The organism is uncultured Sphingomonas sp., assembly GCF_946477935.1.
GTDB lineage: Bacteria > Pseudomonadota > Alphaproteobacteria > Sphingomonadales > Sphingomonadaceae > Sphingomonas.
In genome coordinates this window covers 1-11,807 of sequence record NZ_CAMLAC010000107.1, presented here as the reverse complement: position 1 = coordinate 11,807, position 11,807 = coordinate 1, and the positions used below count along the sequence as shown (strand labels likewise).

At 67.1% G+C, this 11,807-nt stretch carries 10 protein-coding genes; 4 read left to right on the top strand and 6 right to left on the bottom strand.

The annotated features are described in order from the left end of the window. The coding region (locus Q0U08_RS12180) for a sulfurtransferase (protein ID WP_298091676.1) at window positions 1-465 on the bottom strand (465 nt) is incomplete at its 3' end. Window positions 466-562: 97 nt separating this feature from the next. On the opposite strand from Q0U08_RS12180, the gene queF reads away from it, so the two are divergent. The 3 genes from queF to Q0U08_RS12165 all read left to right on the top strand — a co-directional run bounded on the left by queF (window position 563) and on the right by Q0U08_RS12165 (window position 4,733). Next, entirely contained in the window at window positions 563-1,009 is a 447-nt protein-coding gene (queF, locus tag Q0U08_RS12175) for a preQ(1) synthase (RefSeq protein WP_298091675.1), read from the top strand. Window positions 1,010-1,133: 124 nt separating this feature from the next. Further along, the gene (locus tag Q0U08_RS12170; protein ID WP_298091674.1) at window positions 1,134-3,401 is read left to right on the top strand and encodes a glycosyltransferase family 4 protein; all 2,268 of its coding nucleotides are present in this window, start codon (window positions 1,134-1,136) and stop codon (window positions 3,399-3,401) included. Window positions 3,402-3,449: 48 nt separating this feature from the next. Continuing rightward, window positions 3,450-4,733 carry a glycoside hydrolase family 130 protein gene (locus Q0U08_RS12165; RefSeq protein WP_298091673.1) on the top strand — a complete coding sequence of 428 codons (1,284 nt, stop codon included), beginning with the start codon at window positions 3,450-3,452 and terminating at the stop codon, window positions 4,731-4,733. Here Q0U08_RS12165 and Q0U08_RS12160 read toward each other — a convergent pair. Then, on the bottom strand, window positions 4,708-6,681 hold the full coding sequence (locus tag Q0U08_RS12160) for an OPT family oligopeptide transporter (RefSeq protein ID WP_298091672.1): 1,974 nt from the start codon (window positions 6,679-6,681) through the stop codon (window positions 4,708-4,710). The genes Q0U08_RS12165 and Q0U08_RS12160 overlap by 26 nt on opposite strands. Window positions 6,682-6,907: 226 nt before the next feature. Here Q0U08_RS12160 and Q0U08_RS12155 point away from each other — a divergent pair, with 226 nt between their 5' ends. Continuing rightward, complete coding sequence (locus Q0U08_RS12155; protein WP_298091671.1) at window positions 6,908-7,699, top strand: hypothetical protein; 792 nt, start codon at window positions 6,908-6,910, stop codon at window positions 7,697-7,699. Window positions 7,700-7,712: 13 nt separating this feature from the next. On the opposite strand, the gene Q0U08_RS12150 is transcribed toward Q0U08_RS12155, so the two are convergent. From Q0U08_RS12150 to Q0U08_RS12135, 4 genes are all read right to left on the bottom strand, one after another. Next, complete coding sequence (locus Q0U08_RS12150; protein ID WP_298091670.1) at window positions 7,713-9,041, bottom strand: alpha-L-fucosidase; 1,329 nt, start codon at window positions 9,039-9,041, stop codon at window positions 7,713-7,715. A gap of 139 nt (window positions 9,042-9,180) precedes the next feature. Further along, entirely contained in the window at window positions 9,181-9,969 is a 789-nt protein-coding gene (locus tag Q0U08_RS12145; protein ID WP_298091669.1) for an SDR family oxidoreductase, read from the bottom strand. Window positions 9,970-9,988: 19 nt separating this feature from the next. Continuing rightward, on the bottom strand, window positions 9,989-11,134 hold the full coding sequence (locus tag Q0U08_RS12140) for an acyl-CoA dehydrogenase family protein (protein ID WP_298091668.1): 1,146 nt from the start codon (window positions 11,132-11,134) through the stop codon (window positions 9,989-9,991). 122 nt (window positions 11,135-11,256) lie between these two features. Continuing rightward, on the bottom strand, window positions 11,257-11,733 hold the full coding sequence (locus tag Q0U08_RS12135; protein WP_298091667.1) for a hypothetical protein: 477 nt from the start codon (window positions 11,731-11,733) through the stop codon (window positions 11,257-11,259). Between the last annotated feature and the right edge of the window lie 74 nt (window positions 11,734-11,807).

The window sequence follows — 11,807 nt, the reverse complement described above, 5'->3', positions numbered from 1 at the left end:
GGTGCGCAGGCGCGCGGCGGGCGGGCGCGGCACCAAATGGCCGCGTTCGCCGTCGGGTGCTGCACCCTGTTCGGTCGGCAGGCCGGCGGCACGCCATGCGGCAAGCCCGCCGTCAAGGATCGCGACGTCCGAAGCGCCGAAGCTGCGCAGCATCCACCAGCCACGTGCGGCGCTGTGCAGCGGAGACTGGTCGTACACCACGATCCGGTCGTCGGTGCCGACACCAAGTGCGGCCATCGCAGCGGCGAACCGCTCCGGCGAGGGCATCATCATCGGCAGGCTGGTGTCCGGATCGACCAGATGGTCGAGGTCCATGAAGCGGGCGCCGGGGATATGCCCGTCGTCGAACAGGCGGCGGGATTGTTCGCCGCCGGGATCGCCGAGCAGATGGGTCGCATCGAGCAGGCGGACATCCATGGCGTCCAACAGCGCCGCCAGCGCCTGCGGTGTCAGCAATGCGTCCATGATTACCTCCAGCGCGCATGTCCCTACCGAGCCTGCCCGCCGGCGTCGATAGGAAGCGGGCGTTGGCGTCGGCCGCGACAGGCCCTACATGGCGCGCATGAACCCCATGCATCTTGGACAGACCAGCACGCTTCCCGCCAGCCCGGACGAGGCGGTGCTCGACTATGTACCCAATCCGCGGCCCGGCAGGACGTACCTGATCCGTTTTGCGGCGCCGGAATTCACGTCGCTTTGCCCCGTCACAGGCCAGCCGGATTTCGCCCATCTGGTTATCGATTATGTGCCGGGCGAGACGATCGTGGAGTCCAAGTCGCTGAAGCTTTTCCTGGGCAGCTTTCGCAACCATGCCGGTTTCCACGAAGATTGCACGGTTGGCATCGGTGAACGATTGTTCAACGAAATGAAGCCGATATGGCTGCGGATCGGGGGGTACTGGTATCCGCGCGGCGGCATTCCGATCGACGTGTTCTGGCAATCCGCGGCGCCGCCTGCCGATCTTTGGCTGCCGGATCAAGGCGTTCCCGGGTATCGCGGGCGCGGTTGATCGCGACGGCGCTACGCCTCATCCTGCATTGCAACAGAAATGCAACCAACGGCGCTTTCGACTGTTCATCAATCCGCAAGGTTTCGGGCAGGCTTCTGTCCCGGCGATGTCGAGGGTTGGCAGGATGGCGACGACGGATGGCGCGATGATCGAACGGCTGGCATTGATCGGCAACTTCCTGCCGCGGCAGTGCGGCCTCGCGACATTCACGACCGATGTGTACAAGGCGATGCGGGATCGTTTCCCGGAGATCGCGGTCGATGTGTATGCCATGGACGATCATCCGGGCCGCTATGCCTACCCGCCCGAGGTGACCGGCACGATCCCGCAGAATGACCGGATAAGCTATATCGACACCGCCCGCAGGATCGAGGCGAGTGGCGCCCAGGCGATCTGGCTGCAGCATGAATATGGCATCTATGGCGGCCCGGCAGGCGAGCATATCCTGGCGCTGCTCGATCGCACCACCCTGCCGCTGATCGTCGCGCTGCATACCGTGCTGGAAAAGCCGAGCGCCGATGAACGCCGCGTGCTGGAGGGACTGCTGCAGCGCGCAGCGCGGGTAATCGTGATGGCCGAGCGTGGTCGCGATATCCTGCAGCGCGTCTATGGCGCCGAGCCGCGCCAGATCGTGATGATCCCGCACGGCGTGCCCGACCGACCGCTGGTTGCCGCCGAGACGATGAAGGGCGCGTTCGGGTGGGACGGGCGCAAGGTCGTGCTGACCTTTGGCCTGCTCGCGCCGAACAAGGGTATCGAAACGATGATCGAGGCGCTGCCTGCGGTCGCGGAGCGGCACCCCGAGCTGCTGTACGTCGTGCTGGGCGCGACGCATCCCAATCTGATCGCGCATGAAGGCGAGGCGTATCGCGACCGTTTGAAGGCGCTGGCGGAAAGCCGCGGCGTGGCGAGCAACGTTGCCTTCATCGACGGTTTCGTCGAGCATGAGGAGCTGCTGGATTACCTCCAGGCGGCCGACATCTATGCGACGCCGTACAGCAACCCGGCCCAGATCACGAGCGGGACGCTGTCCTACGCCGTGGGAATGGGCAAGGCGGTGATTTCCACCCCCTATGTCCACGCCACCGAGATTTTGGCGGATGGCCACGGCGTGCTGGTCGACTTCAACGATCATGAAGCCTTTGCACGGGAAATCGATCGTTTGTTCTCCGTCGAGCGGGATCGTCTCCGTTTGTCGCAGCGCGCCTATGAGCGTGGACGGACGATGATCTGGCCACGTCTGGCCGAAGCGACGCTTACGGAGATCAAGGCTATGGTAGCGGCGCGCCCTAGGCGAATGGTGCAACAGGCACCGGTGATGAAACCCCTGGCGCCGGATTTCGCCGCGGTGGAACGCATGAGTGATGCAACGGGGATGTTGCAGCATTCGATCTACTCGATCCCCGATCGCCGTCACGGCTATTGCATCGACGACAACGCCCGGGCGCTCATCTTCATGAGCGCGATGGCCGATCTCGATCCGGTGGTGCGCGACAAGTGGACGACGATCTATGCGTCGTTCCTGCAATATGCCTGGAACCCGGAAGCGCGGCGCTATCGCAACTTCATGCGGTTCGACCGGACGTGGTGCGAGGATGTCGGGTCGGAGGATTCGAACGGCCGCACGCTTTGGGCGCTGGGTATCACGGCACGCGATGCACAGTTGCAGAAGCACCGCGACTGGGCGGGGGCGATGTTCGATTCGACTGCGTCGCTGGCGCTCGATCTGGGATCGCTGCGCGCGCAGGCTTTCGCGCTGCTCGGCGCCGCGGCGATGGTCGAGGCAAAGCCGGGGCACCAGTTGGCGCGCACCATCCTGCAAAGCCTGCCGGACCTGCATCTGGAATTGCTTGCCGAGGCGCGGCGGCCCGAATGGCAGTGGTTCGAGATCGTGCTCGCCTATGACAATGCGCGCGTGCCGCAGGCGCTGATCCGCGCCGGCAAGGTGCTGGGGCGTCAGGACCTGATCGATTGCGGCATTTCGACGCTGGAATGGATCGTCGACAAACAAACCTCTCCGGAGGGACGTTTCCGTGCGGTCGGCACCGAGAGCTTCGGGCGTCCCTATGCCGAGCCGTTGCAGTTCGACCAGCAGCCGCTGGAAGCGCAGGCGACGGTGGAGGCGTGCGAGGCCGCCTATGAGGCGACCGGCGACGCGCGCTGGATCGCCGAGGCGCAGCGTGCCTATGGCTGGTTCCTGGGTCATAACGATCTGGACCTGCCGCTTGCCACCTCGGCCGATGGCGGATGTTTCGACGGGCTGATGCCCGGCGGGCTCAATCGCAATCAGGGGGCGGAGTCGATTTTGGCGCTGCAACTGGCGAATTGTGCGATTGCAGGGCTTTCCCAAGCTACCTCGAACGTGGCAGGAGCGTCGCGCGTCGTCGCCTGAGGGTGACGATGTGTTGAAGCTGCGGTTTACGGGCGAGACGATAGCACGATGGATCTTTTCAACCACCGGCTGCGCCTGCACGCCGATCCTTCCCGGGTCGTGGTGCGGCCCTTTCACATCGCCTGGGCGGGCGGCATCGGTGCGCCGCCCAGCCGCACCGAGCGACTGGTCGCCGAAGTGCTGGAAATGTCCGCCGAAGAGGCGCGCAACCAGCTCGAGATCGTGCTGAAGGATTTCGAGGCGCGGCACTGGCAGACGCGGCGCGTGTTCATGACGCGATACGACCAGATCGAGGATCTGCTCGGGCTGGACGGCAGCGCGATCGGTGACGAGAAGCGGCAATTGATCGGCGCCTATTTCTGCCACGAATACAGCTATGCCGCCGCGGCGTTGATGAACCCCAGCGCGGTGCCGCATTTCGACCAGTCGGGCATGCCGCCGGGATCGCAGCGCATCCTGATGTCGATGCGCGCGGTGGGCGAGGGGCACATCTCGTCCGTCGCGTTTCGCGAAGGTATCATCACCGACCAGAACCAGTTGAAGCTGGCGCCCGAGCCGCCCTTCGCAACCGCCACCGATGCGATCGGGGCCGGCGAGAACGAGGTGCCGACGGGGCAGGTGACGGTCTATCGCCACCGGGACTCCACGCTGTCGGGCACCGTCATTTTCCCGATCACCCAGGCCCAGTCCAAGGGGCTGGAGGATATGCGGATCGTGCGGTTCGAGCATGAGGACGGCACGTTCGAATGGATCGGCACCTATACCGCGTATAACGGCTCCGAGATCCAGTCGGAGCTGATGCGGACCAAGGACTTCCGCGCGTTCGACCTGGTGCCGATGTCGGGTTCGGCGTCGCGCAACAAGGGCATGGCGCTGTTCCCGCGCAAAATCGGCGGGCAGTATATGATGATGGGCCGGCAGGACGGCGAGAACCTGTTCCTGCTGAAGTCCGACAGCCTGACGCACTGGGACGAGGGCGAGAAGATCCTGACCCCGGTCTTCCCGTGGGAGCTGGTGCAGATCGGCAATTGCGGGCCGCCGATCGAGATCGACGAGGGCTGGCTGCTGCTGACCCACGGCGTGGGCGCGATGCGCAAATATTCGATCGGCGCGGCGCTGCTCGACAAGAACGATCCCTCCAAGGTGCTGGGCCGGACGCGCGAGCCGATCCTGGCGGCGAAGGATCAGGACCGGGAGGGCTATGTGCCCAACGTGGTCTATTCGTGCGGCGCGATCCGGCATGGCGACTCGTTGTTCCTGCCTTATGGAATCGCGGACAGCTCGATCGGCTTTGCGTTCGTGGCGATCAGCGAGCTGCTGGCGGCGATGTGAGGCGGACGCTCCGCCGCGTGAAGCGGTAGAGCGCCCAGATCAGTGCCAGGAACACCAGCGTGCCGGCGGGCAGCGCCACGCCGGCAAAGCCGTCGCCGACCAGCGCCAGCGGTGTGTCCGAGTTGGTCGCGTAGACGATGACGGCGAAGGCGACGCCCCACAGGCTTTCGCCGACGATCATGCCGGTGGCGGTCAGCACGCCCATGCGAACGGCGGCGTCGGGATCGCGCTGGCGCAGCGCCCAGCGGTCATAGATCCAGCCGATCACCGCGCCCAGCACGACGGGCAGCGTCACCGACATCGGCAGATAGATGCCGAGGCCGATGCCGAGCGGCGGCAGGCGGAGCAGGCGGGCACGGCCCAGCCCTTCGTCGAGCGCGATCACCGCCGCGCCGATCGCGGCACCGATGCCGATCATCGTCCAGTTGAGATCACCGCCCAGCACGCCCTTGGCGAGCGCGGAGATCAGCGCAGCCTGCGGTGCGGGGAGCGCATTGGGGCCAGCGCCGGGCGCACCGGCAAAGCCCAGCGTGCCGTTCAGGAGTTCGAGGACAGGGGGCACGACGATACTGCCGAAGACCACGCCGATGACGAGCGCGACCTGCTGCTTCCAGGGGGTGGCGCCGACCAGCTGGCCGGTCTTCAGATCCTGGAGATTGTCGTTGGAGATGGTGGCGACGCCGAAGACGATGCCGGTGACGATCAGCGCATAGGCGACGAGCGCCTGGGTCGTCTCCGGCGGGGTGCCGCGGCCGAACAGCCCGACGAGCAGCAGGGCGGCGGCGAGGACGGACAGGATGCCGATGCCCGAGACCGGGCTGTTCGATGCGCCGATCAGTCCGGCCATGTAGCCGCACACCGCCGCGATCACGAGGCCGATGACCAGCACGAACAACAGCGCGCCCGCGATCAGCGGGATTGCAGCATCGCCCAGGGGGCCGGCGGCGATGACGCTCCACAACAAGGCCGCGATCGGCACGAGCATGCCGAGGGAGACGAGGGCGACCAGCCCGATCGGCAGGTCGCGTTCGGACACGTCCAGGATGGTGCCGCCACGCCTGGCCTGCGATGCGGCGATCGAGGCGCGAATGCCGCGCAGGACGGGGCCGATGATCTTCAGGAGCGTCCAGATCGCGGCGACGCCGATCACGCCCGCGCCCAGGAAGCGGACGTCACGGCTGAACACGCCGCCGGCCCATTCGGCGACGCTGCCGGTGGAGGGCGCCATGGCGGTCAGGATCGGCAGCGCGATCCACCAGCCGATGACGACACCGGCGAACATGGCGAGGCCGACCGACAGGCCGACCAAATGGCCCGCGCCGATCAGGGCGAAGGACAGGCCGCCGGCGATGCCGGTGGCACCAGGGCCGGCGCGGAACCACAAGGCGGCCTCCGCCACGGCGAGCCGCGTCTGGGTGAGGATGGCGAAACCGGCGGAGACGAGCGCGTTGACAAGGATGATGCGCAGGCCGCGCGCGCTTTCCGCCTCTCCCTCGCGACTGCCGGCGCCGATCTTCAGCACCTCGGCGGCGGCGCGGCCCTCGGGATAAGGGAGCGTGGTGTCGACCACCAGCGCGCGGCGCAAGGGCACCGAGAACATCACGCCCAATATGCCGCCGGTCATGGTGATGCCGGCGGTAAGCAGGAAGGGGAAGCCATTCCACCAGCCGATCATGACGAGGCCGGGCAGCACGAAGATGATCGCGGCCAGCGTGCCCGCGGCGGAGGCGACCGTCTGGACGATGTTGTTTTCCAGGATCGTCGCGCCGGGCAGGTAGCGCAGGATCGCCATGGAGATCACCGCGGCGGGGATCGAGGTGGCGAAGGTCAGGCCGACCTTGAGACCGAGATACACGTTCGCGGCGGTGAACAGCAGCGTGATGACGCCGCCGAGCGCGATGCCGCGCAGTGTGAGTTCAGCGGTGGAGCGCGAGTCGGGCGGGGTCATGGGTGGTCGTTCCAGCAGATCAGGCTGGAAGTGGACACTACATCCCCCATTCCGTGTCCACTTACCTTTTTTGCAATCGCGATCGGGGCTCGGTTCGGGACGGGGACGCAGGCTGCCATGGCCCGAGGCTATGCCAGGCGGGGGTGTGTAGGACAGCGCTTTCTTTGGGGCTTGCCGTGGCGGCGGGCATGAGCGAGCGTGGTGGCCACTTTGGGGGAGAGTGTCGATGGGGATACTGGACGCGGTGCTGATGCTGTTGGCGATGCCGCAGGCGGCGCCCGCGCCGATCAGCAGCGAGCAGCGGGTGGAGCAGGTCGGGCGGCTGGGGCGGATGCTTCATACGCTGGACCGTGCGGCGTGGGTCAGTAGCGATGCGCTGGTGTCGAAGGTGTCGAAGGAGCAGTTGGCGGGCGTCGGCGGGTATGTGGTGGAGCCCGGTGCGGATGAGGTGCTGCGCATGACCTATTATCGGGGCACGGGCGACGCGGCGTGGGCGTTCTTCGTGGCGGACGTGCGGGGTGGCAAGGTGACGGAAAGCACCATGCTGGCTGCACCGACACCGCTGACGCCGGCACAGGCGACGCTGGCGCGGGCGCGGGACGTGGCAGCCAAGGCGGCGGTGGAGCGCGGGTACAAGCCGTGTGCGTCCGCGCCGTTCAACACGGTGGTGCTGCCGCTGGGCAAGGACGGACCGACCGCGGTCTATCTGCTGACCCCGCAACAGGATGCGCAGCATTATCCGATCGGGGGCCATTTCCGGGTCGTGGTGGGGCCGGATGGCGCGGTGCTGGCCAAGCGGCCGTACAGCGTCAGTTGCCTGTCCGTACCGCTGGCGGAGATGCACAAGGGCGCCAAGCCGGTGGCGTTGACGGTGAATTACCTGTTGGAGCCGACGCCGTCCGAACTCCATGTCTTTGCGTCGTACAGCCTGGGACTGCCACTGATCGTCGTCGCGTCGGACAAGACGATGTGGCAGGTGGCGGGCGCCCGGATCACGAAGATGGCGCCCGCCAAATGATCACGCGGGCGGCCTATCCGGCAACGTCGAGGGCGATGACCTGATCCACGGCTGTGGCGGGGCGAGCGAGGCCTTGTAGCTCGATGCCGGTGGCCGCCCGGCGGAAGCGCACGGGGGTGCCGCCGTCGAGCAGGCGGGCGGCGCGGACGTTCCTTACCGGGAGGGTCAGCGTTGCGCCGGGATCGCGCAGCAGATGGACGAAGATGCGGTTGCCGCTTTGCGTCGTCACACCCCAGGGCTGGGGCGTGACCGGGCCGGCGCGAGTGCCGTAGATGCTGGGGCCGTTGATGCGCAGCCAGCCGCCGATCGCCTTCAGCGTGTCGACATTTTCGGGTTGCAGGCGGCCGTCGGGCATCGGGCCGGTGTTGAGCAGCAGATTGGTGCCGCGGCCTGCCGCACCCGCCAGCGTCGCGATCAGGGTGGCGGGGGACTTGAACCCATCGTCCACCATGTTGAAGCCCCAGCTTCCGTTCATCGTCTCGGCCATTTCGAGCGGCAGCGTGCTGACCACGGAGCCGTTATAGCCGTTGGTATTCTCACCGGGCAGGTCGCGCTCGAACGCCTGATAGTCTTCGCCGGGGAAGGGGGCGATGTGATGGTTGTTCACGATCAGCGCGCCCGGTTGCAGGCGGTGGATCAGCGCATAGGTGCGCTGCAACTGCCAGCGGTCGCGCATCGGCGTCTTCTGCTGGTCCCACCAGCCATCGAACCAGATGCCGCCGATCGGGCCGTAGCGGGTAAGCAGCTCGGTAAGCTGCGCGTCCTGATAGCGCAGATAGCGCTCCCAATCGCCCGCCTGCGGCCGCCCGGTATGATTGCCGGTGCGGCCGCGCGGGAAATAGTCCGGATGGTGCCAGTCGAGCTGTGAGTAGTAGAAGAACAGCTTGATGCCGCCGCGACGGCAGGCGGCGGCCAGTTCGGCGATGGGATCGCGGCGGAACGGCGTGGTGGTGACGTTGTAGGGGCTGGTGGTGCTGGCGAACATCGCGAAGCCGTCATGATGCTTGGCGGTGATGACGATGTAGCGGGCGCCGGAGTCCTTGACGGTGCGCACCCAGGCGTCGGCATCGAAGTGGATGGGATTGAAGAACTGCGCGAGCCGTTCGTAATGGGCAGCACTGATCTTCTTGTTTTCCATGATCCATTCGGCGATGTCCTTGTCGCCGCCGCCGGCCAACTGGCTGTAGAGACCCCAGTGGAGGAAGACGCCGAAGCGCGCATCGGCGAACCAGTGGCGCGCGGCGGCGTTTTCGGGAGTGGGAGTGTAGCTGTCCGGCTGCGCGGGGACGGGCGCTGCGCCGGTCAGGGTGGCGGCGGCGAGTATGGCGAGATGGCGGAGCATAAGCGGGGTTCCTGACGTGGCCGGATGCGTATCGAGACATCCCCTTTCAACAACCTGTCTCTCGTTACGCGGCTTTGCCGCTACTGGACGGCTGCTCGAGACAAATGGGTGGTTGGGGTAGTCTCGGTATCATCTTGGGTCAGGCGTCGATGCGTGTCGAGAGCGCGGCGTTGACCAGGCCGCCGTCGACGGTCAGGGTTTCGCCGACCACATAATCCCCGGCGCGTGACGCGAGGTAGATGGCGGCACCGGCCATGTCTTCGGGGGTGCCGATGCGGCCCGCGGGGATTGCGTGCGCGACGCTGTCGCCATGATCGCGGGCGGCCTTGTTCATGTCGCTGGGGAAGGCGCCGGGGGCGAGAGAGGATACGACGATGCGGTCGCGGATCAGGCGGGCGGCCATGCGGCGGGTGAGGTGGATCAGCGCCGCCTTCGATGCCTGGTAGCTGTAGGTTTCCCAGCCGTTGAGCCGCTGGCCATCGACCGAAGTGATGTTGATGACCTTGGCAAGCGGCCCGGACGCGCCCGCCGCCTCGAGCAGCGGATGCAGCGCCTGGGTGAGAAAGAAGGGGGATTTGACGTTGAGCGTCATCACCTTGTCCCACCCGGCTTCCGGAAATTCCTCGAACGGCATGCCCCAGGCGGCGCCGGCATTGTTGACGAGGATATCCAGCCGGCCCTCGCGCGCCGCGATCTCGGCGGCGAGGGCGCGGCAGCCGTCGACCGTGGAAATGTCGGCGGGCAGGGGGTGGGTATCGCCACCGATCCCGGCGGCGGCTTCCTCGCACGCCTCCGCCTTGCGTGAGGCGATATAGACGCGTGCCCCTTGCGCGGCGAAGCCGGCGGCGATCATCCGGCCGATGCCGCGCGAGCCGCCGGTGACCAGCGCGACGCGGCCGTCGAGGCGGAACAGGGTGGTGGTGTCCATGATGCTTGTCCTTTGACGGTCAGCCGCCGCGCTTGAGCGTTTCGCGGGCGATGATGAGCTGCTGGATCTGGCTGGTGCCCTCATAGATGCGGAACAGGCGGACATCGCGGTACAGCCGTTCGATGCCATAGTCGGCGATGTAACCGGCGCCGCCGAAGATCTGCACCGCGCGGTCGGCGACGCGGCCGACCATTTCGGAGGCGTAGTATTTGGCGGCGGCGGATTCGAGCACGACATCCTCACCGCGATCCTTGGCGGCGGCAGTGTCGAGGACGAGTGCGCGCGCGGCCAGCGCCTCGGTCTTGGAATCCGCCAGCATTGCCTGAACGAGCTGGTGCTGGGCGATGGGCTGGCCGAACTGGCGCCGGTCGCTGGCATAGGCGACGCAATCGGCGATCAGGCGTTCCGCCACGCCGACGCAGACCGCGGCGATGTGGAGGCGCCCGCGATCGAGGACGCGCATCGCGATGCGAAAGCCCTCACCCTCCGCACCCAGCCGGTTGGCGACGGGGACGGGGGTGTCGTCAAAGGTGACGTCGGCGACCCTGGCGCCGCGCTGACCCATCTTCTTTTCGGGCGTGCCGATGGTGATGCCGGGCAGGCCGCGGGGGACGAGAAAGGCGGAGACGCCGCGCCCGCCGGGATCGTCACCGGTGCGCGCCATGACGGTGAACAGGTCGGCGCGGTCGGCATTGGTGATGTAGCGCTTGGTGCCCGACAGGCGGTACACGTCGCCGTCGCGCACCGCCCTGGCCTTTACCGCGCCGGAGTCGGAGCCGATGTCCGGTTCGGTGAGCGCGAAGCTGGTGATGATCTCGCCGCTGGCGATGCGGGGCAGCCATGTCGCCTGTTGATCGGGCGAGCCGGCGATGACGAGGCCCTGGCTGCCGATGCCGACATTGGTGCCGAAGGCGGAGCGGAAGGCCGGCGTGGTGCGCCCCATCTCGATCGCTACGCGCGCTTCCTCCGCCATGGTGAGGCCGAGGCCGCCATGATCGGGCGCGATCGACAGGCCGAACAGGCCCATCGCCTTCATCTCCTCGACGATGGGCGCGGGCACGGCATCGTCCGCCTCCACCTGCGCCTCCAGCGGGCGGAGACGTTCGGCGACGAAGCGGCGTAGCTGCGCGATCAGCGCGTCGAACGTCTCGGCATCCAGCGCCATGGCTTTGCACCCTCTCCTTTGGCCTGAGCCTAGCGGGGAGGGGAGTGGCGCGCAAACCGGATATTCTAAAAGCCGGGCCGTTGCATGGAATAACGCGCCTTTCCGCCGTTCTTTGGCGTCGATCAATCCAGCGGGATGGGGACGCGCCTGGCCTTTTCGGCTTTGGAGGCGCGGGGTCGCTTCACCTCGGCGACGACGTCGCGGACGAGGGCGATGGGATCGCCTTCTTCGCCAGGAGCGCAGCAGTCGTCTGTGGGATCGATGAGCTTGGCGAGCAGGCGGGCGGCGGCGACGCCGGGGCCGAAGATGTTGAAGCCGACCTGGCATCCCTCCAGCCGTGCGACGCAGGGGGCGGCTGCGGCGCCCAGCGCACCCTCACCGGTGAGATACGGGTTGGAGGCGAGCGGACCGACGGGCGGGCGTTCGTCGGGGAGGGGCAGGCGGTCGTCGGCGGCGCGGCGGGCGCAGACGAGAATGTCGGCGCCCTCGGTACGGGGGCAGGGGTCTGCGTTCAGGATCGACCAGCTTTTCGGAGGATCGGCGGCGGGCAGCGGGGTGGCCGCGGTCTGCATCAGGATCAGGGAGGCAAGCACGGGCATCGGCGGACCCTCAGGGTTGCAGCGGGGGGATGGGCGGATCTTCCAGGGGGATGGCGACGCGACCCGTCTTGTCC